This window comes from Mycolicibacterium austroafricanum (genome assembly GCF_902705885.1).
Lineage (GTDB): Bacteria > Actinomycetota > Actinomycetes > Mycobacteriales > Mycobacteriaceae > Mycobacterium > Mycobacterium vanbaalenii_A.
In genome coordinates this window covers 25,123-46,342 of the sequence record NZ_CACSIP010000047.1, presented here as the reverse complement: position 1 = coordinate 46,342, position 21,220 = coordinate 25,123, and the positions used below count along the sequence as shown (strand labels likewise).

Here is a 21,220-nt window from a genome sequence, read left to right as displayed (position 1 = left end):
ATGTCCGGGCGCGGGCCAAGGCCAGTGGCCGCAACCCCGATGACATCAAGTTGTTCTTCGTGGTGTCCCCGACGATCGCTGCCACCGAAGCCGAAGCCCGCGCGAAGGTGGCCCGGTTCGCGGCCGCCCCGAACTTCGAGGAGAAGGCCCTCGTCGGCATCTCGTCGAACACCGAGATCGACTTCAAGCAGTTCGATCTCGACGAACCGCTACCGGCCGACCTGACCACCAACGGCGAACGCGGATCACTGGAACACTTCATGCGCGGCAACGGCGCACCCGGACCCAAGACCCTTCGCGAACTCGTGCGCGAGCGGACCACCCGCGGTTTGGAACTCGTCGGAACCGCCGACCAGGTCGCCGAGAAGATGGGTCAGGCCATGGAGGAGATCGGTGGCGACGGCTTCCTGATCAGCAGAGGTGGGCGCGACCTGTCCCGTGAGTACATCACCGAAGTCTGCGACGGGCTGGTGCCCGCCCTGCAGCGGCGCGGGCTGATGCGCACCGAGTACACCACATCCACGTTGCGCGAGACACTGCGCGAGTTCTGAACGCACACCCCTCACAACAATATTCAGGAGAATCGAGATGCCCAAGAAGTTTCACCTCGGCTGGTTCATGAACTTCATCCCGCCGGAGTGGGACACCGACGATGCTAGCCCAGACGTGCAGAACTGGCCGAACGGTCGGTTCTACGTGGACATGGCGCGAGCCATGGAACGGGCCTGCTTCGACCTCATCATGATCGAGGACACGGTGATGGTGGCCGACGCGTATGGCGGCACCATGGAAGGCGCGCTGAAGCACTCGGCGTTTGCGCCGAAGCACGATCCGATTCCGCTGGCCGTCCAGGTGGCGTGCAGTACCAGCAATCTCGGCGTGGTGTCGACGATGTCGACGAGCTTTTATCCGCCGTATCTGTTGGCCCGGTTGTGTTCGACCGTTGATTCGATTGCGCAGGGCCGGTTCGGGTGGAACATCGTGTCCTCGGCTGAGGATCGGGCGGCGCAGAACTTCGGGCTCGAGGGGTTGCCTGAGCACGACGAGCGTTACAACGTGGCCGAGGAGTATTTTGATGTGGTCAACCAGTTGTGGGATTCCTGGGAGGCCGATGCGGTGGTGATGGATCGCAAGACCCACACGTTCGCCGATTTCAACAAGGTTCACACGATCGATTTCGACGGGAAGTATTTCAAGTCGCGCGGTCCGTTGAACACGGTGCCCTCTCCGCAGCATCGGCCTGCATTCCTGCAGGCGGGTGCATCGCCGAAGGGCCGTCAGTTCGCGGCAGGTGCCGCGGACGCGATCGTCGCGGTGGGTACCGGGCTCGAGGGGATGAAGGAGTACCGCGACGACATCCGGGCGCGGGCCAAGGCCGCTGGGCGAAATCCCGATGACGTCAAACTGCTCTTTGTCGTCTCACCGACCATCGCTGCCACCGAAGCTGAGGCGCGAGCGGAGGTTGAGCGACTGCTCGATCATCCTTCCTACGTGGAGAAATCGTTGGTCAGCATCTCGTCGAACACCGAGATCGACTTCAAGCAGTTCGATCTCGACGAGCCGCTGCCAGCGGACCTGACCACCAACGGTGAACGCGGGTCACTGGAGTACTTCATGCGCGGTGACGGCAGTCCCGGGCCCAAGACGCTGCGCCAACTCGTGCTGCACCGGGCCAAACGTGGTCTGGAACTCGTCGGCACCCCCGAGCAGGTCGCCGAGAAGATGGGTCAGGCCATGGAGGAAGTCGGTGGCGACGGCTTCCTGATCGCCAAGCCCGGCTGGGACCTCTCGCGAAAGTACATCGAGTCGATCTGCGATGGCCTGGTACCGGCTCTGCAGCGGCGCGGGCTCACCCGGACCGCCTACACCACTACGACGTTGCGCGACACGCTCCGCGAGTTCTGAGGACACCGACATCAACCAGACGCCGCGTGGTCAGCGGTGACCACGCCGATACCGCCCGCGACGCCGGCTCATATTCCAGGCGCACATCCATGGAGCTATTCGGTCACCATGGTTCTGGTCGGGTTCATCATGGCGATGACCGCGCCGATCGAACTGCTCTATGCCATCAAACTCGGCCTGTCCACCGCCGAAGTGACCGCGTTCATCTTGGTCTCGGCGCTGGGTATCGTCTCCGTCGATGTGCTCGGTACCCGCGTGATCACCCGTGTCGACGCCCGAGCGTCCATTGCGATCGGACTTGGACTGTTCGCGGCCAGCGAGGGGTGCTTTGCGTTGTCCGAGGGCACAAGTGGGCTGATCGGCTCCCGGGTGCTACAAGGCCTGGCAAGCGCCGTGGTCGCCGGGGCGGCGCTGCAAGTCGCCGTCCGGATGCACAGCCGTCCTCAACAGGTGTTGGGCTCCAATCAAGGGCTCCAACTACTCGGTGCGGCCCTTGGGGCACCTACCGGCGGCACCATCGCCGGGCTGCTTTCCGGGCTGGACGGCTATCGGCTCAGCTTTCTGGTCTGTGCCGGGCTCGGCGTTGTGGTTGCCGTGGCAGCGGTCCTCCTGTTGCCCGGATTGCCGCCCCCGGCCGGAGGTTACCGGCCCCGAATCGGACTGCCGGAACTCAGCTTGCCCCCGGTGTTACGGATGGCGCTCGCGCTGGGCCTATTTGGCAACTACCTACGCAGTGGCATCGAGAACACGGCGCTGCCGTTGGTCGGCCACGCCTACGGCATGTCTGCGGCCAACATCGGCGTCGCGCTGGGCATTCTGTCCGCCGTCCAGATCGGTGTGCTCGCGCTGTCCGGGCGGCTATTCGAGCGAATGCCCCCGGCGCGTTGCCTGGCCGTCGCGCTGCTGCTGGGCATCGCTGCGGTGACCCTGCTGGCTACCGTGCATGATCTTCGAGGGTTCTTCGGGTCGGCCGCTCTGTTCGGGGTGGTCCACGGCATCGCCCTGTCCGCGCCCCCGGTACTGATCGTGGCGCTGAGCCCGAATCCGTCTACTGGCGTCGCCACCTACCGGATCGCGTGCGGAATGGGTTCATTTCTCGGTGCCGGAAGCGTGAACCTCCTCATCGCGGTGCTCGGTGCCGGCGGTGGCCTGGCGGTGGTATCAGGGATCCTGGCGGGAGGTGCGATGCTCGCCCGCAGCACCGCTCGCCGGTTCCCGCCGGCCGCGCCCGCCCCGAGCTGACGGCGCCGGCTGAACAAATGTGACGTTCGGTGAAACGTCATGGCCTGACGCGCAATAGCCCCGCAACGTGATTGATCTGTCCGCGATACCGGTTGCGTGTGAACTTCGCAGCAGAGACGTCCGATGCAGTCGCTACAGGAGGAACCGTGGCAGTCGCACAACCGTATGTACCCGGAATTCGAGTTCCCATTCCTTCAGGCAGAAAAGCCACCCTGGCGGTCAAGGACTACTTTCGCGGCACCTCGGCGCCGAGCTGGCTGGCCTTCGGCGCGCTCGCGGCGATGTTTCTGGTCGCGATCTTCGCCCCGCTACTCGCCCCCTTCGACCCGCTGGTGCCGGCCGGGAAAGCCATGGCCGCGCCCAGTGCCGAGAATTGGCTGGGCACCGACACGGTTGGCCGTGACGTGCTGTCGCGGGTCCTGGTCGGCATGTCCACCAGCTGGTGGGGCGCTCTCGCTGTGGTCGCCTCCGGAGTGCTCATCGGCGGCCTCATCGGCCTGATCGCCGGCGCCGTCGGAGGCGTCGTCGACGCCGCACTGATGCGGATCACCGACGTCTTCCTGTCCCTCCCCGGGCCAATCCTGGCGATCGCGGTGGTGGCCGCGATGGGCCCGTCCTACATCCACACGCTCATCGGGGTCGCGATCGTGTGGTGGCCGCTCTACGCGCGGATCGTCCGTGCCGAGATCCGCAAGCTGCGCGCCTCGCCTCACATGGAGGCGGCCCGCATCGCTGGTGCCGGCCGGCGACGCCAGCTCACCCGCCATCTGCTGCCAGGTGCGGTGCCGGTCACCATCGTTACTGCCAGCCTCGATATCTCGGCTCTGGTGCTGCTGTTGGCCGGTCTGTCCTTCCTGGGACTCGGAGCGCCACAGCCCGCGCCCGAGTTGGGCGCGATGAGTGCCCAGGGTCTGACCCACATCTTCAGTGCCTGGTGGATTCCCATCTTCCCCGCCGTGGCCGTCGGGCTCATCGCCATCGTCAGCAACTTCGCCGGTGACGCGCTGCGCGACCGCATCCGCGACCGCTGAGGAGGAACCGCCATGCTGATGACGCTCGGCCGGCGTTTCCTGGGAGCCGTTCCCGTGTTGCTCGCGCTCGTCGCGGTCGTGTTCACCCTGCAAAAGATCGCTCCGGTCGACCCGGTTGTGGCGTTGGTCGGTGAGAAGGCACCTCCGGAGGTCTACGAGGCCGCTCGGGAGAAACTCGGGCTCAACGATCCGCTACCCGTCCAGTTGCTCGGCTATCTCGGCAAGGCATTGCAGGGCGATCTCGGTGTGTCCACCGTGACGCGGACGCCCGTCGCCGACAACATCCTCGAGTTCCTACCTGTGACTCTGGAATTGGTCTTTGTCGCCGGAATCCTCATCGCGGTCATCGGGAGTTTCCTCGGCCTGGCCACCGCGCAAGGCTGGCGCGGTTCGGGGGTGCTCCGAGTGGTGATGATCTCCGGCGCGTCCGTGCCGGTCTTCCTTGCCTGTTTGTTGGCGATGCTGATCTTTTACCGATGGTTGGATATTCTGCCGGTCACCGGGCAGACCTCGTTCTACGACGCCCCGACCGGGCCAACACATTTCCTGCTGATCGACAGCCTGCTGGCGGGCCGCCCAGTGCTGTTCTGGGATGCACTGAAGCACCTCATCCTGCCGGCGCTGTGTATCGCCATCACACCCGCGGTCGCCGTGGGTCGAGTGTTGCGCAGCAGCCTTGAGGGCACCATGCGGGCCGAGTACATCCGCACTGCCCGGTCCAAAGGCATTGGTGAGAAGAGTATTCTGATTCAACATGCACTACGCAACGCGGTAGGCCCGGTGTTCGCCCTGCTGGGTCTGCAGCTGGCCGGGATGATCGGCAACAGCATCGTGGTGGAGTTGATCTTCGCCCGGCCCGGCATCGGCCTGTTCATCGCCCAGGCCATCTCCAAGGGAGACTTCAATACGATCGCCGGTGTCACGTTGGTGATCGGTGTGCTCTACGTGCTGGCCAACATCATTGTTGATCTCATGCAGGCCGTGGCAGACCCCCGCGTCACCGTCTGAGATGCCCCGGTAGCGCAATCCGCCCGCAACAGCGACGTTTTCGGCCGGAATCGCAGACACTGTGCTATCGAGTGATGACGACTCCACTCGACATTCGGGAAGCGAAAGCCGGCAACTCCTCTCCGTTGCCCCCGGTCGAGTCGAAGCACCACGGACGGTTCGGACGCGGCACCTTGCGCCTGCTGGCGCCGGTGCTGAGCCGGCGCAACCGATTCGGGATCTGGGCCGGGGTGGTGCTCGCCATCATTGCCATGGGCCTGATCGGCCTGGTTCCGCTGATCCAACAGATCATCCTCGACGACACGATCGTCGAACGGCGGCGCTCCCTGCCACTGTGGCTGGGCATCCTGCTTGTCACGGGCCTTGCGAGTTTTGTGGCCAACTATCTGCGGCGTTCCGTCGGCGGGCGTGCGGCGGTCCGCGCCCAGCGCGACCTGCAGGTCAGGGTGCACCATCACATGCAGTATCTGGATGCCTCCCGACGCGACGAGTTGCGGGCCGGCGACATCATGTCCCGGGCCACCTGCGACCTGACCCTGATCCAGATGTTTCTGCAACAACTCGGCGTTGCCTACGGCAACATCGCCCTGCTTCTCGTCTCGCTGGTCGTCATGGTGGTGTTGTCGCCGCTGCTCGCGCTGACCATGGTGGTGTCGGTGCCGACTTTCCTGATCGTGGCGATGCGGTTCCGCAGCAAGTCTTTTCCGGCCAGCTGGATGGACCAACGCTTCCAGGGCAGCGTCGCGGGAGTGGTCGAGGAAGCGGTCACCGGAGTCCGCGTCGTCAAGGCGTTCGGCCAGGAAAGCCAGGAGCAGGACGCGTTGCATGCTGAGGCGGGCAAGCTATTTCAGTCCCGGCTGCGTACCGCGCGGATCACCGCTGTCTATTCGGCCGCACTGGACGCCATTCCGGGGCTGACCCAGCTTGCGATGCTCGCACTCGGGGGGTGGCTGGTGATGGAGGGCCAGGTCTCCCTGGGCGTGTTCCTGGCGTTCGGCAGCTACATCCTGCAACTCGTCGCGCCGGTGCGCTTCCTGTCCGGGCTGATGGCCACCAGCCAACAGGCGCGGGCCGGAGCGCAACGGATCGTGGAGCTGCTTTCGATCGAGTCGCGCGTCCAGGAGCGGCCGGACCCCGTCGTGCTCACCGAACCGGTCGGCTTGGTCGAACTCGACCACGTCGACTTCGGTTATCCCGGTGGCGAGACGGTCCTGCACGACATTTCTCTGCGGGTCGCGCCGGGCGAGACGGTGGCCATCGTCGGCGCGTCCGGGTCCGGCAAATCGACGTTGGCCCACCTGCTGGCCCGCTTCCACGACCCCACCGCCGGGACGGTTCGGATCGACGGGCGCGACATCCGCGACTACAGCCTGACCTCGCTGCGCGCGGCAGTCGGCATCGTCTTCGAGGAGGGTTTCCTGTTCTCGACGACGATCAGGGACAACATCGCATTCGGCCGCCCCGATGCCAGCGATGACGAGGTCGAGCGTGCCGCAGTGGCCGCGCACGCACACGGATTCGTCGCTGGGCTGCCCGAGGGCTACGACACCCTGGTCGGGGAGCGTGGCTTCACCCTGTCCGGTGGACAGCGGCAGCGACTCGCGCTTGCTCGCGCGGCCCTGACCAACCCGACGGTGCTGATCCTCGACGACGCCACCTCCGCAATCGACGCACGCACCGAACACGCCGTCCACCGCTCGCTGGAGGAGGTGCGTGCCCGACACACCACGGTGCTCATCGCGCACCGGCGCTCGACCCTGATGCTCGCCGATCGGGTGATCGTGCTGGACCGCGGCCGGATCATCGACACTGGGACCACCGAGGAGTTGCTGGCACGGTCGGCGCTGTTCCGCGAACTGCTGACCGGACCCGATGCCGAGTCCTCCAGTTCGGCATCAGCTGATCCGCCGGTGACCGCGCTCGATCCGGCGGCCTGGCCCCAGGGTGTCTCGCGGCTGGGTGCGCCGAAGATGAGCAGTTTCACCAGCGAGGCGGCTACCCGGGCGGCCTCGGGATCGCAGGGGCCCGGGATGAGTGGAGATGCCTCCACGCTGGCCGGGCTGTCCAGTGTTTCCCCCAAGCTGACGGACGCGGTGCGGGCACTGCCGCCTCTGCGTGACCAGCCGGACATCGACATGGCAGAGGCGACCGCGCCGGTCCGGGAGCTCTCGATGGCCAGCGTATTCCGGCCGTTCCGCCGGCCGCTGCTGTTGGCGAGCCTGCTGGTGGTGATCGACGGGATGTTGTGGATCTCCGCGCCGATGCTGATTCGGTACGGGCTCGACCATGGTGTGCTGAAGAACTCCCACCGGGCCCTCATCGCAGTGTGCCTGGTGCTTGCGGCGGTGCAGGTGTTGATCTGGATCAACACCAGGGTGATGGTCGTCTACACCCAGCGAACGGCGGAGCGGGTGCTGTTCGGTCTGCGCGTGCGCACCTTCGCCCACCTGCAGCGGCTTGCGCTCAATTACTACGAGCAGTTCATGGCGGGCCACATCATGACCCGGATGACCTCCGATGTGGAGGCCTTCGCCCAGCTTCTCCAGCAGGGCCTGCTGACGGCGATGGTGAGCCTGCTGTCCTGCGCCGGGGTGGCGGTGGCGCTGGCCATCTTCGATCCACAGCTGGCTGTGGCCACCGCAGTGGTGCTGCCGTTCCTGATCGCCGCAACGCTGTGGTTCCGCCGCGAGTCGGGGCGGACCTACCTGCTGGCCCGCGAGCGGGTCTCGGTGCTGTACGGCAACATGCAGGAGAGCCTGGCGGGGGTTGCGGTGAGCCAGGCCTATTGTCAGCAACCGGCCAACGAAGCGCGCTTCGCGGTGCTCGCGGACTCCTACTGCGCGGCGCGGGTTCGCTCGGCGGAGTTGATGGCCCGGTTCTTTCCCTTCCTGCTGCTGCTCAGCATCGTTGCGAAGGTGATCGCCCTCGCGTTCGCGGCACCGCGCCTGGCCGCGGGTGACCTCAGCTACGGCGTCCTCATCGCCTTCCTGCTCTACCTGGATCTGTTCTTCACACCGATTCAGCAGCTGTCCTTCGTGTTCGATCAATGGCTGCAGGCTGGTGTTGCGCTGACCCAGCTGCGCGAGCTGTTGAGGACGCCGAGTACTACCCCTGCGGCGGCGTCGGGCGCCCGGAGGGAGCGGCTCGACGGTCGGATCCAGCTCGAGCACGTCACGTTCGTCTACCCGAGCACCGGCCTGGTCGCGATGAACGATGTCTCCCTGGAGATTCCGGCGGGGCAGACGGTCGCGCTGGTGGGCACCACCGGAGCGGGCAAGTCGACGCTGGTCAAACTCATTGCCAGGTTCTACGACCCTACCTCTGGCACGGTGTTGATCGACGGATTGCCGCTGCGGGAACTCGACTTGGTGGCGTACCGCCGCCAACTTGGCTATGTCCCGCAGGAGCCGTTTCTGTTCTCGGGCACGATCCGCTCCAACATCGCCTACGGCAACCCGGATGCACCCGACCTGCTCGTCGAACAGGCGGCCCGCGCGGTCGGAGCGCACGCCTTCATCGCCGAATTGCCTTACGGCTACCACACTCCCGTCAGTGAGCAGGGCGGGTCATTGTCGGCGGGGCAGCGCCAACTGCTGGGGCTGGCCCGAGCCCTCCTGGTCGACCCGCGCATTCTGCTGCTGGACGAGGCGACGGCAAACCTGGACCTGGCCACCGAGGCGCAGGTGCAGCGCGCAATGGGTCAGGTGTCGCGGGGCCGCACCACGATCGTGATCGCCCACCGGCTGCAGACCGCCCGCGCTGCGCAGCGTGTGTTGGTCGTGGACAACGGGCTGATCGTCGAGGACGGCGCCCACGAGCAGCTGCTGGCACTGGGCGGCCGCTACGCCGCCCTCTGGTCCGCCAACACCCAGCACCACTCAGTGGCGCGACCCCACGAAACGGTGTGTCGCCCAACGGCGCCGGCTTCAGGGAGGCCATCGGGTGAGCGCCGCGGACCCGGGGGAGGGGTCAGGCCGACCGCGACGCACACGCCGTAAAGGCGATCCGGTCACTGCGCATCCGGAACTGCGACAGCGCGCGCGGCTGCCCGCTCGCATCCTCGAGAATGTCCTCCAAGAAGATCATCGGTGCGCCGAGCACAACGCCCACCAGGGCCGCGGACTGTTCGTCGGCCGCGGTAGCGCCGATCGTCGTACGACTGCCGGTGATCTTGACGTCGAGTTGCCGCTCCAGGAACAGGAGGGGGTCTGGCTCGTTGAACTCGAGGTCGCGGGATTGGTCGGGGTGCATCGCGATGTAGCTCACCGAGATGCCCAGCGGCTGCGTGTCCTGCATGAGCAGCGACTCGATCATCAGCACCGTCCAATCGGGCGGGAGCCGCAGGCGCTCGCGCACCAAACGGAGGCCTCCCAGGGTTCGATATTCGAGCGTCTTGAGCTCGGTTCGGATGCTGGCGTCACCACCGAATTCCCTTACGGGAGAGAGTTGGTTGATGCGCAGCTTCACTGCCGCCGCCGAGCGGGTGCCGCGTTTGGGGCTGCGGGTCACCAGACCGTCTTTGGCGAGCTGCTGCAGCACGGCGCGAACGGTGTTGCGGCTCGCCGACAACGCATCGATCAGCTCGCCCTCGACCAGGAACTGGTCACCATGTCCGTTCTGCAGGGTCGAGCGCAGCAGGTCGTAGGTCCGTCGCAGCGAGTTGTTGAGTCGGTCCGGAGTCTGCCGGTTCCTCTGGTAGAGCGTCTCAGGCCGCACGGGGCGGGTCAGGCTGGGTCTCAATGCACACCGCCGCCGGTCCAGAGCTCGTGAAGGCCGATTCCCATGAAATCCTCCTCGTCAGGCGGGTGAGCGGAAGTGGTGACATCAATTAACAAATGGATTTGTTTCAACTCTTCGCCGCTGAGAAGTCGAGCGCTTTACGCGGGTGCTTGGGGCAGGTGATGGGGGTCACGCGGATGTCGAAGCCATGGGTGTAACCAATGCTCTGCGGCGCAATGGAGTCGTTCGGTATCCGACACACCCCGATGACCCGCGCCGCATTGAGTGATCCCACAACTGTTGAACGGCACCGGAACCGGGGTGCCGACGTCGGTGAGGAGGCGCTCAGGTGAATGGCGACAGGAGGATGCATCTGGCCTGGTTCCTCGGCAACGGTTTCGGGGTGCACGACTGGAAGAGCCAGTGGCGCGGCACGGCCGCGACGGACTGGATGAACGGCGAGTTCCACGTCGATTTCATCCGCGCGCTCGAACGTGCCTGCTTCGACTACCTGATCATCGAGGACTCCGCCTACGTGCCCGACGGCTACGAGAAGTCGATGCGGTATTACCTGCAGAATGCGCGGGCGGTACCCAAGCACGACCCCGCGGTCCTGGCCACCGTGATGCTCAGCGCGACACGCAATATCGGCGTCGTACCGACACTCGCGGTGACTGAGTATCAGCCATATCTGCTGGCTCGTTTGGTCGCGACCCTGGACAACCTGTCCGACGGCCGAGCGGGGTGGAACATCGTCACGGGAAGCTCCGACCGGGCGGCCCAGAATTACGGCAAGAAGGGCCAGCCCGCGCATGACCTCCGCTATGAGATCGCCCAGGAGATGACCGACGCTGTCTGCGCTTTGTGGTCCTCGTGGGACGCCGACGCCGTCGTCGCCGACCTGGAGGCCGAGGTCTTCGCCGATCACACCAAGGTGCGTTCGGTGGACTTCAACGGCAGGTTCTTCCGCAGTCGCGGTCCGCTGAACACGGCGCCGCCTCCGCAGGGGCGGCCGGCACTGATCCAAGCAGGCGGATCGTCTGCCGGGCGCGAATTCGCGGCCCGAAACGCGGATAGCATCATCGCCGCCGCGACCTCCGTGGAGGAGATGAAGGAGTACCGCGACGACGTCCTCGGTCGCGCGGAGGCGGCCGGGCGAGATCCGGCCGAGGTCAAGGTGTTGTTCCTGTGCACGCCGTACCTGGGGGAGACCCATGCCGAAGCGGTGGACCGGAAGAAGCGCCACGACGACGAAGTCTGGGCGAACCCCGAGGCAGGGCTGGCGGGACTGGGCTTCATCACCGATATCGACTTCTCGCCCTATGACGTCGACACCCCGCTGCAGGATCTGGCCGCGAAGTTCGAGACCAACGGACACCAGAGTTCGCTGGCCGCGCGTCTGGGGGATCCAGGGCGCACCCTGCGGGAAGTCGCGGCCCAAACCCACGCCGTCGAGCCGGTGGGCACTCCGGCCGAGGTGGCCGACGAGCTCGGCAAGATGATCGGCGAAGTCGGCGGAGACGGCGTGCTGTTCGTGGCCGGGCCCCTCAACCGGCGTGTGGTTGCCGAGATCGCCGACGGCCTGGTGCCAGAGCTACAGGTCCGCGGGCTGGCCCGGACGTCTTACGACTCCCCGCACCTGCGCGGTAACCTGGCGAGCTTCTGAAACCTCACATGATTCGACGAGTCATGGCGCTGAACGCGATTCGGTCGCCGCGCAGCCGAAGCTGGGACAGCGCCCTGGGCTGTCCTGCGTCGTCTTCGATGACATCCTCGAGCCAGATCAGTGGGGCGCCGACATCGACACCCATCAGGTCAGCGGTCTGTTCGTCGGCGGTGACGGCGCCGACGGTGCTACGGCTGGGGCCGATGTCTATCCCGAGCTTCTGCTCCAGAATCGAGATGACGTCCAGCCCTTCCACGTCGATACCGCGAGACTGGCCCTCGCTCACGGCGATGTAGCCGACGGTGACCCCGATCGTGAGCCCGTCGTGCACCAGGAGGCTTTCGATCATCAGGACGCTCCAGCCGACGGGCAGTCCCAGGCGGTCGCACACCACCGGTGGGCGGCCGACCTGCCGGCATTCGATCGTGTGAGTTTCGAGCGGGGCAGACGGTTCGCGGGCGAGCTGGTCCATCGTCTTGAGCTCGTCGATGGGCAGTAGCAGCGAACCAATGGCTCGGGTTCCGTTCTTGGGCTCGCGAGTGACCAGCCCTTCGCGGGCGAGTTGCTGCAGCACCGCCCGGACGGTGCTGCGGCTGGCCGAGAGCGCGTCGGTGAGCTCACGCTCGACAAGAAGAATGTTCCTGCTCGTCGACACGAGCGTCGACCGCAGTAGATCGTAGGTGCGCCGATGTGAGTTGTTCAGTCGATCTGGGCTATGCCGCTGTCGTTGGTAGAGCACCTCGGGACGGATCGACCCGGTGTGCCGGAACGTTGGCCTGCACACCCCGAATGGTTCGCCTGCTGACACCAATTGTGCTCCGATCTTCACAACCCCGATCGGCACATGGAAACAGCCATCTGTAAACGCGCTTTGCCGACAGTGATTCGCCTGTGTTACATCACATCCTGTGTCAGGCGGGTAACGGTAGTGTCTCGACGACTTCGAGGCCGTAGGCGCCGAGTCCGCTCCGATTGACCTGGTGGTTCGTCAGCAGGCGCATATGCCGCACCCCGAGGTGCGCGAGAATCTGCGCACCGACCCCCTGGTCGCGGGCATCGGTGCCGCCGTGCGGGTCTGCGTGGCCACGCAGGTACAGCACGACGCCTCGGCCCTCGGCTGCGACCATCTTCATGGCGTACATCAGCTGCAGGTTGCAATCGCAGCTCTCGGAGCCGAAGACATTGCCCATCAAGCATTCGGTGTGGACACGAACCAGCGTCGGTGAAACAGCCTCCTCGGAGATATCTCCCATCACGAGCGCGAGATGCTCGCGGCCGTCGAAAACTGAACGGAACCCGCACGCCTGGAAGACGCCGTGGTCGGTAGGCAGGCGGCTGGACGCCTTGAATTCGATCAACATTTCGGTACTGCGTCGGTATGCGATCAAGTCTGACATCGTGACGATGGGCAACCGGTGTTCGGCGGCGAAAAGGCGCAGCCGTGAACCCCGCAGCGCCGCCCCGTCGTCATCCACCACTTCGCAGATCACCGCGACGGGTGGCAGCCGCGCCAGCCTGGCCAGGTCGACCGCCGCCTCCGTATGCCCCGCCCGGCGAAGCACCCCCCCTTCGACCGCCCGCAATGGGAAAACGTGGCCAGGCCGGTTCAGGTCGCTCGGCGTGCTGCCGGGGTCTGCCAGTATCGATATTGTCCTGGCCCGATCAGTCGCGGAGATCCCGCTGCCGATTCCCCGGCGTGCGTTCACCGACACCGTGTAGCCGGCTCCATTGGGATCCTGATTGAGCGCCACCATCGGGGGTAACTGCAACCGATCGAGGTCGGATGCCTGCATCGGGACGCAGATGATGCCACTCGTGTGGCGCATCATGAATGCCAATCGATCTGGTGTGGCATGCGCGGCCGCGAGCATGAGATCTGCGTCGCCACCAGGGTTTTCAGCGTCGACCACGATCACCATTCGGCCCGCTGTCAGAGCCGCGACTGCGGCGTCGACCGCACAGCTGGCCGGGTCGTCGGCGCCCGGGTTGCGCAGCGGCGCTTCGATGATTGTCATCCTCAGAATTCGCGCAGGTGGTCGCGCAACATCGTGGTGGTGTAGTCGCCGCGGGCCAGGCCGCGCTTCTGCAGTGCCGGTACCAGACCGTCGGTGATCTCGGTGACATAGCGGCGGTTGAGCCGCATCACCGGACTGGTGATGAGGAAGCCGTCGCCGCCGACCTGTGCCATCACCGAGCCCATCTCCTCGGCGACCTCATCGGGTGTGCCGACGAACTGGACATTGCCCGTGAGTCCGCTGCCCGTGACCAGTTCGCGCAAGGTCTTGTCCTTGCCGCGGGAGATGAAGCTCTCCAGCGACCCGCGCTCGCCGTTGGTCGACACCTCCGGCAGCGGCTCGTCCAGATCGAACTGGGCGAAGTCGATTTCGGTGATCGATGAGATCTCGGCCAGCATGTACTCGATGTACAGCGGATCGTTGAACCAGCGCTCGCGTTTGGCCAACGCCTCCTCGTGGGTGTCGGCGACGATCGGGGAGACGAGATAGAACACCTTGCAGTGCTCAGGATCTCGACCGTGTGCGGTCATCCGGGCGTGGATGTCGTCACGATAGGCCTTCATCGCCTCGATGCCGTTGGCGGGTGCCACGATGGTGTCGGCATGTTGGGCGGCCAGCTCCCGGCCCGGTGGCGACGCGCCGGCCTGGGCGATCGTGGGACGGTACTGCGGGGAGGGGGCGGTGTTCAGCGGTCCACGCGACTTGTAGTACTTGCCCACGAAATCGACGGTGTGCACTTTCTTGTAGTTGGCGAACACCCCGGTCGTGTGGTCGCGTTCGACGGCGTCGGGTTCCCACGACTCCCAGAGCTTGCTGACCAGCTCCAGGTACTCGCTGGCCCGCACGTACCGCTCGTCGTGCTCGTAGAGCTTGTCGAGCCCGAAGTTCTGGGCGGCGCGGTCCTCGGCGGAGGTGACGACGTTCCAGCCGAACCGCCCTCGGGCGATGTGGTCGATGGTGCTGCACAGCCGGGCCAGCAGGAAGGGCGGGTAGAAGCTGGTCGACATCGTGGGCACGACACCGAGGTGACTGGTGGCGTTGGCCATCAGCACCGCAAGCGGAACCGGGTCGTGTTTCGGGTTCACCCCGTGCTTGAGGTCGTACTCCATGGTGCCGCCGTAGGCCGTCGACACCATGAGCTTGTCCTCGATGAGCACGTAGTCGAATTTCGCGCGCTCGAGGTCGCGAGCCATTTCGACGTAGAACTCCCCGGTGAAATCCCGCGCCCCGTCACCCCAGGTGCCGTTCCATTCGTCGGCGACAAAATTGAGGAACCACGCCAGGTGGAACTTCTCGGTCATGCGCAAAGCCAAGTTCAGAGGCGTTACTCCGGGGTGACGTGCGGGTAGCGCCGCGATTGCGCTGGAATCCGGCCGCGAGTCAGCGCAGCGGGTGGTCCAATTCGTCGCGGCGCATCTTGGCCGCCCACACCGCCACTGCGGCGAACAACACCGGTGCCGCCCCCGCCGCCAGGAAGATCACTTCCATCGACACGATCTTGGACAGCGGGCCCACGATCGCGAACGACACCGGCATGAATGCCAGTGACACGAAGAAGTCCAGGCTCGACACTCTTCCGAGCATGTGCGGCGGCACCCGGCGTTGCAGCAGCGTGCCCCAGATCACCATTCCGGCACCGTCGGTCACGCCGATCACGAATGTCGCCGCGGCCATCAGCGGGAACGACGAGGTGACCCCGACGATGGCCAACGGGAGCGAGCCCACGCTCCACATCGCCATCATCACCGTCAGGTATCGACGTGGTAGGCGGGTGGACGACACGCCCAAAGCCCCCAGCGCACTGCCCATCCCGAAGAACGCGAGGATGAAGCCGTAGGTCTGGGCACCATGGGCGAACCGCTCCTGAACGATGAAGGGCAGCAGCACCTCGATCGGGCCGAGCACCACCAGCACGAACATGCTGGCGAACAGCAGCGTCCACAGCAACCAGGGTGTACCCAGAACGAAGACGAACCCGTCGCGCAGGTCCCGCAGTAGCCGCGACCGTTGTTGATCAGGTTGGGAGGCAGCGGCTTCGATGGGCTCGCGGGTAGCCAGCAGAAGCACCAGGCCCACGCCGAACAGGGCGGCCACCACCACGGCCCCCAGCGACGGGAACGTCGCCCCGACCACCAGGCCGGCCACAGCCGGTCCGGCTGCGCGCTGGAACACCGGGCGCACAACACCTTCGACTCCATTGGCGGCCAGGAGTTGTTCGGCGGGCACGATGCGTGGCAACAACGCGCTGTAGGCCGGGAAGAAGAATGCCGCGGCGATGCCCAGGGCGCCGGCCGCCACAGCCATGTGCCAGATCTGCAGTGCCCCAACGAGGCCGAGTGCGGCTACCGCAGAGACGACAACGGTGTTGACGGCCTCGACGGTGATGATGATGGCGCGTTGGCTGATCCGATCGGCCGCCAGCCCGCCGACGAGCACGAAGCCGACGAGGCCTGCGGCCAGGCAGGTCGCTACCAGCGACAGCGACATCGGGTCGTTGTCGAGGGCGATCACCTGCAGCGTCATCACCACGGCCCACATGCCCTCGGCGAAGATGGACACCGACACCGCAGCGATCAGCAGTCGGTACTCACGGGACTGAAACGGCGCGAGCACCCGCCAACCGGCGTGTGCTACCGGTTGTTCGATGTCGGGCTGGATGCTCACCGTCAGATGGTCGCCGACGAGAGGTGGCCACGTCGAACGATTTTCCGGCCGGCGACGACCGTGATCGAACAGCTGTTGAGACTGCACTGGCGGCGGCTCCCACTCGCTCTTCTTCGCCAGGAATGCAGTCTCAACGAGGGAGGGGGGCCGCTCGTCAGGAGTCGGTGAAGTTCGCGGCTCTGCGCTGCTGGAAGGCCCGCGTGCCCTCGCGGAAATCGTGGGAGTCCAGCAGCGCCAACTGGCCCTGCTTCTCGAGTTCGAGCGCGCCTTCCAGTTCGGTCAGCGCCGCGGTGTTGATCGCGTCCTTGGTCTTGCGCAGTGCGATCGCCGGACCGGATACCAGCGTCGAGACCACCTGGTCGACGGCGGCGTCGAACTCGTCGGCGGGATGGACGGCGCTGACCAGGCCCCACCCGTACGCGTCGGCGGCCGAGATCCGCTCCGCCAGCAGCGCCATCCGCATGGCGCGGATACGGCCCACCGCCGCGGCGATCAAGGCTGACGCCCCACCGTCGGGCATCAAGCCGACCTTGGTGAACGCCAGCATGAAAAATGCCTTCTCCGAAGCCAATACGATGTCACACGCCAGTGCCAAGGAGGCGCCGACGCCGGCGGCGGCACCCTGGACCACGGCAACCGCCGGTTGCGGGAGGCTCACGATCGCACGGATGCAGCGATTGGCGGCATCCAGCACGTCGGCCGGCGTTCCCGCGGCGCCGGGGTTGGCGTGGTCTTCCTCGCTGATTCCCGCACCGGAGGAGAATCCACGGCCGGCCCCACCGATGCGAACCACCCGCACCCGCGGGTCCTGCGCGGCCCGTTCCAGGGTCTCGGCGAAGGTGGTCAGCATCGGCGCGGTGAGCGAGTTAAGGCTCTCCGGCCGGTTCAACGTCACGACCAGCACCCCGTTGTCGAGCGCGACGGTGAGGTCGTCGAAACCCTGATAACTGCCCGAGTGTGCCTCGGCGCCGGAATCGATGGTGGTCATGCACGTCCCCTTGTCTGGGGTTCGATGCCCCGTGGCCGTCCGACTTGGTTATACAAGTAAGCTATGTCGGCGGTCAACTGAGCGATTTCGATGGAGGGCGGTTTGGCATGGCTGGACCACTGCAAGGACTGCGCGTCGTGGAACTGGCCGGTATCGGCCCGGGCCCGCACGCGGCGATGATTCTCGGTGACCTCGGTGCCGACGTGGTTCGCGTCGAGCGCCCGGGAAAGGGTCCCGGGCCGGCGACCAAGCCCGGAGGCGACTACCTGCTGCGCAATCGGCGGTCGGTGACCGCCAACCTCAAGAGCGACGAGGGTCGCGAGCTGGTGCTGCGGCTGGTGGCCAAAGCCGACGTGCTGATCGAAGGGTTCCGCCCCGGTGTCACCGAACGTCTGGGCCTCGGTCCCGAGGACTGCGCGAAGGTCAACGACAAGCTCATCTATGCGCGGATGACCGGCTGGGGTCAGGACGGCCCGCGTGCCCAGCAGGCCGGCCACGACATCAACTACATCTCGCTGAACGGAACATTGCACGCCATCGGGCGCGCCGGCGAACGACCGGTGCCACCGCTGAACCTCGTCGGTGATTTCGGCGGGGGCTCGATGTTCCTGCTCGTCGGCGTGCTCTCGGCGCTGTGGGAGCGGGAGCGCTCCGGCAAGGGGCAGGTCGTCGACGCCGCGATGGTGGACGGGTCGAGCGTGCTGTCGATGATGATGTGGGCGTTCCGCGGGATGGGCATGTGGAGCGACGAACGCGGCGTCAACATGCTCGACACCGGCGCGCCGTACTACGACACCTATACCTGCGCCGACGGGCGCCACATAGCGGTGGGCTGCATCGAACCGCAGTTCTATGCCGAGTTCCTCAAAGGCATCGGCCTGGACGGCGCCGACCTGCCCGACCAGAACGACATGAGCCGCTGGCCGGAGCTCAAAGAAGCCTTCACCACGGCAATCGCCGCCCACGACCGCGATCACTGGGCCGGGGTCTTCGCCGGCACCGACGCGTGCGTGACGCCGGTGCTGTCGTTCGCCGAAGTCGAATCCGAGTCGCACAACACCGAGCGCGACACCTTCTACCGCGAGAACGGCTACCTGTACCCGGCGCCCGCGCCGCGGTTCTCGCGCAGCGCCCCGCCTGCGCCGAAGCCGCCGGGGGTTCCCGGCGCGGACACCGAAGCTGTTCTGCAGGAATGGGTTTAGAGGAAACACGGGCAACAAGGACAGAGGAAGGAATCGATCTGTGGAGATCAAAGACGCGGTGGCGGTCGTCACCGGAGGCGCATCGGGCCTCGGTCTCGCGACGACGAAACGGCTGCTCGACCGGGGAGCGTCGGTCGTCGTCATCGACCTCAAGGGTGAGGACGCGGTCAAGGAACTGGGCGCGCGTGCCAAGTTCGTCGAGGCCGACGTCACCGACCCCGAGCAGGTCTCGGCTGCACTCGACGCCGCCGAGGAGATGGGCCCGCTGCGCATCGACGTCAACTGCGCCGGGATCGGCAACGCGGTCAAGACACTGGGCAAGGACGGACCGTTTCCGCTCGACGGGTTCACGAAGGTCATCCAGGTCAATCTGATCGGAACCTTCAACGTGATCCGACTTGCCGCTGAGCGCATCGCCAAGACCGGGCCGATCAACGGTGAGCGCGGCGTCATCATCAACACCGCATCGGTCGCGGCATTCGAGGGTCAGATCGGGCAGGCGGCGTACTCGGCGTCCAAGGGTGGTGTCGTCGGCATGACCCTGCCGATCGCGCGCGACCTGTCGCGCGAGTTCATCCGCGTCTGCACCATCGCGCCCGGGCTGTTCAAGACCCCGTTGTTGGGCTCGCTGCCGGAAGAAGCGCAGGCCTCGCTGGGCAAGCAGGTTCCCCACCCGGCCCGTCTGGGTGACCCCGACGAGTACGGCGCGTTGGCAGTGCACATCGTCGAGAACCCGATGCTCAACGGTGAGACGATCCGCCTCGACGGCGCGATCCGCATGGCGCCGCGATGAGCGCTTGCGCGAAGAGTAGACAACACAGGGAGCATTCCGTATGACTATTTCGACGAAGTTCACCGAGGCGTTCGGCGTCGAGCATCCGATCGCCCAGGGTGGCATGCAGTGGGTCGGCCGGGCCGAACTGGTTGCGGCGGTTGCCAATGCGGGTGCATTGGGTTTCATCACCGCGCTGACCCAGCCGACGCCGGCCGATCTGGCCAACGAGATCGCCAAGACGCGGGATCTGACCGACAAGCCGTTCGGGGTGAACCTGACGATCCTGCCCGCGATCAACCCGCCGCCGTATGACGAGTACCGCCAGGTGATCGTCGACGCGGGCATCAAGATCGTCGAGACTGCGGGCTCCAACCCGGCACCTCATCTGCCGATGTTTCACGACAACGGCATCAAGGTGTTGCACAAGTGCACGTCGGTGCGGCACGCGGTCAAGGCGCAGAGCCTCGGTGTGGACGGCATCAGCATCGATGGTTTCGAATGCGCCGGGCATCCGGGTGAGGACGACATCCCGGGCCTGGTGCTGATCCCGGCCGCTGCCGACAAGATCGAGATCCCGATGATCGCCTCGGGCGGGTTCGCCGACGCCCGCGGCCTGGTCGCTGCGCTGGCGCTCGGCGCCGACGGCATCAACATGGGATCGCGGTTCATGTGCACCGTCGAGTCCTGCATTCACGCCAACGTCAAGGAAGCAATCGTGGCCGGCGACGAGCGGGGCACCGAGCTGATCTTCCGCAGCCTGCACAACACCGCAAGGGTCGCTTCGAATGCGGTGTCGCGTGAGGTGGTGGAGATCCTCAAGGGCGGCGGTCAGTTCGAAGACGTCAAGGACCTCGTCGCCGGAGTGCGCGGCCGCCGGGTGTTCGACGACGGCGACATCGACGCCGGCATCTGGACGGTCGGCACGGCCATGGGACTGATCAACGACATCCCGACCGTCGGTGATCTGGTCGCACGGATTGTCGGTGAGGCGGAGCGCCTGATCAGCGAGCGACTGGCCGACATGGTGGTTCCGGCCGCGGAGAAGGCTGCTGTCTAGCGGGAGATGTGACAGAGACGAAGGGGCGCATCGAAGCAGCGCGCGCCGGAGTCCGGCTACCGATCAGCGAGGAACGCGCGCCCCGGTGGGGCGCGCGTTTTTCACACTGCGGTGGGGAGGGCGTGCTCGTCGTCGAGCTGCTCCGCGGTGACTCCCTCTACCAGGACATCGCCGTGGTAGAGAGCCTCGAAGTCAACCTTGATGACATCAGCACTGGTGTCGTCGATCCACATGTACTGAACAGTAACCACCGCCATTAAGGAATCTGTGAGCCGCGATTCGGAAAATGGTGGCAATCGTTACCGCTCGGTAGGGTCGGCGATCTACCGGCGGGTAGCCATCACGGTGTCGGTGTCGTGAGGTGGATCGGATTCACGCCGTACAGCGCCACCCAGGTCAGCACCGCTGCGGCGAACGCGAGGACCAGGAGGCCGACGGCGACCCGCTTCGGCCAGTGCGTCCGGTTGAAGGCCAGACGGTCGACGGAGTAGCCGCCCGCCCCGGTGAACAGCAGCGCGACCGCGCCGACGCCGATCAGGAACGGGATGTTGAACGGTTCGGACCAGAAAGCCGTTCCGGAGACGTTCACCGCCCACGCGCACAGCATTGAGCCGACCGCGGCACATGCCGCCAGCGGAGTGAGCGCCCCGAGTATCAGTCCGATGCCGCCCAGCGTCTCGGCCGCAGTCACCATGAACGCCGCGACCTTTGGCAGCCGCCATCCGGCATCGGCCATGAACTGGGAGGTGGTGGTGAGGTCGAGGGCCTTGATCAGGCCTGCCTGCAGGAGGGCTGCGCCCACCCCGAGTCTCAGCAGCAGCAGGCCGATGTCGCCGCCCCCGGTGGTCGAACGGGTGGCTTGTTCGGTCGTCATCGGGGACGAATCTATCGCCTTGGCCGAGTTCTGTGCAGTGGGCTGGTTCATGATCATGTCGACTCGACACCGCC

At 65.9% G+C, this 21,220-nt stretch carries 18 protein-coding genes; 10 read left to right on the top strand and 8 right to left on the bottom strand.

Features of this window, described 5'->3' with window-relative positions; all coding sequences use genetic code 11:
• The 6 genes from BEMPMBAN_RS26775 to BEMPMBAN_RS26750 all read left to right on the top strand — a co-directional run.
• On the top strand, positions 1-551 hold a 551-nt coding region (locus BEMPMBAN_RS26775), incomplete at its 5' end, for an LLM class flavin-dependent oxidoreductase (protein WP_159234579.1).
• A 37-nt stretch (positions 552-588) separates the two neighbouring features.
• Positions 589-1,905 (top strand): NtaA/DmoA family FMN-dependent monooxygenase, encoded by a 1,317-nt coding sequence (locus BEMPMBAN_RS26770; protein WP_159234578.1) that lies wholly within the window; start codon positions 589-591, stop codon positions 1,903-1,905.
• A 108-nt stretch (positions 1,906-2,013) separates the two neighbouring features.
• Positions 2,014-3,147, top strand: coding sequence for an MFS transporter (locus BEMPMBAN_RS26765; RefSeq protein WP_159234577.1), 1,134 nt, complete (start codon positions 2,014-2,016; stop codon positions 3,145-3,147).
• Positions 3,148-3,293: 146 nt separating this feature from the next.
• On the top strand, positions 3,294-4,178 hold the full coding sequence (locus BEMPMBAN_RS26760; protein ID WP_159234576.1) for an ABC transporter permease: 885 nt from the start codon (positions 3,294-3,296) through the stop codon (positions 4,176-4,178).
• A gap of 12 nt (positions 4,179-4,190) precedes the next feature.
• Positions 4,191-5,186, top strand: coding sequence for an ABC transporter permease (locus BEMPMBAN_RS26755; RefSeq protein ID WP_159234575.1), 996 nt, complete (start codon positions 4,191-4,193; stop codon positions 5,184-5,186).
• A gap of 74 nt (positions 5,187-5,260) precedes the next feature.
• The gene (locus BEMPMBAN_RS26750; protein ID WP_159234574.1) at positions 5,261-9,184 is read left to right on the top strand and encodes an ABC transporter ATP-binding protein; all 3,924 of its coding nucleotides are present in this window, start codon (positions 5,261-5,263) and stop codon (positions 9,182-9,184) included.
• Here the strand turns inward: BEMPMBAN_RS26750 and BEMPMBAN_RS26745 are convergent.
• Positions 9,156-9,902, bottom strand: a complete 747-nt coding sequence (locus BEMPMBAN_RS26745) for a GntR family transcriptional regulator (protein ID WP_234897725.1) — start codon at positions 9,900-9,902, stop codon at positions 9,156-9,158. The genes BEMPMBAN_RS26750 and BEMPMBAN_RS26745 overlap by 29 nt on opposite strands.
• A 352-nt stretch (positions 9,903-10,254) precedes the next feature.
• Between BEMPMBAN_RS26745 and BEMPMBAN_RS26740 the strand changes: the two genes are divergently transcribed.
• Positions 10,255-11,571, top strand: coding sequence for an NtaA/DmoA family FMN-dependent monooxygenase (locus BEMPMBAN_RS26740; protein WP_234897724.1), 1,317 nt, complete (start codon positions 10,255-10,257; stop codon positions 11,569-11,571).
• A 4-nt stretch (positions 11,572-11,575) separates the two neighbouring features.
• On the opposite strand, the gene BEMPMBAN_RS26735 is transcribed toward BEMPMBAN_RS26740, so the two are convergent.
• The 5 genes from BEMPMBAN_RS26735 to BEMPMBAN_RS26715 form a co-directional block, all read right to left on the bottom strand.
• Positions 11,576-12,310: a GntR family transcriptional regulator gene (locus BEMPMBAN_RS26735; RefSeq protein ID WP_272952254.1), complete on the bottom strand. Its 735-nt coding sequence runs from the start codon at positions 12,308-12,310 to the stop codon at positions 11,576-11,578.
• A gap of 172 nt (positions 12,311-12,482) precedes the next feature.
• Entirely contained in the window at positions 12,483-13,586 is a 1,104-nt protein-coding gene (gene ribB / locus BEMPMBAN_RS26730; RefSeq protein ID WP_159234571.1) for a 3,4-dihydroxy-2-butanone-4-phosphate synthase, read from the bottom strand.
• A gap of 2 nt (positions 13,587-13,588) precedes the next feature.
• On the bottom strand, positions 13,589-14,887 hold the full coding sequence (locus tag BEMPMBAN_RS26725) for an NtaA/DmoA family FMN-dependent monooxygenase (protein WP_159234570.1): 1,299 nt from the start codon (positions 14,885-14,887) through the stop codon (positions 13,589-13,591).
• Between the two features lie 79 nt (positions 14,888-14,966).
• Positions 14,967-16,232, bottom strand: coding sequence for a tetracycline efflux MFS transporter Tet(V) (gene tet(V), locus BEMPMBAN_RS26720; protein ID WP_200846134.1), 1,266 nt, complete (start codon positions 16,230-16,232; stop codon positions 14,967-14,969).
• A gap of 172 nt (positions 16,233-16,404) precedes the next feature.
• The gene (locus tag BEMPMBAN_RS26715; protein ID WP_159234568.1) at positions 16,405-17,238 is read right to left on the bottom strand and encodes an enoyl-CoA hydratase; all 834 of its coding nucleotides are present in this window, start codon (positions 17,236-17,238) and stop codon (positions 16,405-16,407) included.
• A gap of 107 nt (positions 17,239-17,345) precedes the next feature.
• Between BEMPMBAN_RS26715 and BEMPMBAN_RS26710 the strand changes: the two genes are divergently transcribed.
• From BEMPMBAN_RS26710 to BEMPMBAN_RS26700, 3 genes are read left to right on the top strand one after another with little or no spacing between them, the layout of a single operon-like run.
• Positions 17,346-18,440: a CaiB/BaiF CoA transferase family protein gene (locus BEMPMBAN_RS26710; protein WP_159234567.1), complete on the top strand. Its 1,095-nt coding sequence runs from the start codon at positions 17,346-17,348 to the stop codon at positions 18,438-18,440.
• Positions 18,441-18,480: 40 nt separating this feature from the next.
• The gene (locus BEMPMBAN_RS26705) at positions 18,481-19,233 is read left to right on the top strand and encodes a 3-hydroxyacyl-CoA dehydrogenase (RefSeq protein ID WP_159234566.1); all 753 of its coding nucleotides are present in this window, start codon (positions 18,481-18,483) and stop codon (positions 19,231-19,233) included.
• A gap of 40 nt (positions 19,234-19,273) precedes the next feature.
• Positions 19,274-20,272 (top strand): NAD(P)H-dependent flavin oxidoreductase, encoded by a 999-nt coding sequence (locus BEMPMBAN_RS26700; protein WP_159234565.1) that lies wholly within the window; start codon positions 19,274-19,276, stop codon positions 20,270-20,272.
• 101 nt (positions 20,273-20,373) lie between these two features.
• Here the strand turns inward: BEMPMBAN_RS26700 and BEMPMBAN_RS32980 are convergent, their stop codons facing one another.
• The gene (locus tag BEMPMBAN_RS32980; RefSeq protein WP_159234564.1) at positions 20,374-20,505 is read right to left on the bottom strand and encodes a hypothetical protein; all 132 of its coding nucleotides are present in this window, start codon (positions 20,503-20,505) and stop codon (positions 20,374-20,376) included.
• A 107-nt stretch (positions 20,506-20,612) separates the two neighbouring features.
• Positions 20,613-21,146 (bottom strand): DoxX family protein, encoded by a 534-nt coding sequence (locus BEMPMBAN_RS26695; protein WP_234897721.1) that lies wholly within the window; start codon positions 21,144-21,146, stop codon positions 20,613-20,615.
• Positions 21,147-21,220: the final 74 nt, after the last annotated feature.

What these genes read in the sequence shown, in the direction of transcription:
- BEMPMBAN_RS26770 (WP_159234578.1), top strand. Translation starts at nt 589, where the DNA reads ATGCCCAAGAAGTTTCACCTCGGCTGGTTCATGAACTTCATCCCGCCG.
- BEMPMBAN_RS26765 (WP_159234577.1), top strand. Translation starts at nt 2,014, where the DNA reads ATGGTTCTGGTCGGGTTCATCATGGCGATGACCGCGCCGATCGAACTG.
- BEMPMBAN_RS26755 (WP_159234575.1), top strand. Translation starts at nt 4,191, where the DNA reads ATGCTGATGACGCTCGGCCGGCGTTTCCTGGGAGCCGTTCCCGTGTTG.
- BEMPMBAN_RS26750 (WP_159234574.1), top strand. Translation starts at nt 5,261, where the DNA reads ATGACGACTCCACTCGACATTCGGGAAGCGAAAGCCGGCAACTCCTCT.
- ribB (WP_159234571.1), bottom strand. Translation starts at nt 13,586, where the DNA reads ATGACAATCATCGAAGCGCCGCTGCGCAACCCGGGCGCCGACGACCCG.
- BEMPMBAN_RS26725 (WP_159234570.1), bottom strand. Translation starts at nt 14,887, where the DNA reads ATGACCGAGAAGTTCCACCTGGCGTGGTTCCTCAATTTTGTCGCCGAC.
- BEMPMBAN_RS26715 (WP_159234568.1), bottom strand. Translation starts at nt 17,238, where the DNA reads ATGACCACCATCGATTCCGGCGCCGAGGCACACTCGGGCAGTTATCAG.
- BEMPMBAN_RS26710 (WP_159234567.1), top strand. Translation starts at nt 17,346, where the DNA reads ATGGCTGGACCACTGCAAGGACTGCGCGTCGTGGAACTGGCCGGTATC.
- BEMPMBAN_RS26700 (WP_159234565.1), top strand. Translation starts at nt 19,274, where the DNA reads ATGACTATTTCGACGAAGTTCACCGAGGCGTTCGGCGTCGAGCATCCG.
- BEMPMBAN_RS32980 (WP_159234564.1), bottom strand. Translation starts at nt 20,505, where the DNA reads ATGTGGATCGACGACACCAGTGCTGATGTCATCAAGGTTGACTTCGAG.
- BEMPMBAN_RS26695 (WP_234897721.1), bottom strand. Translation starts at nt 21,146, where the DNA reads ATGACGACCGAACAAGCCACCCGTTCGACCACCGGGGGCGGCGACATC.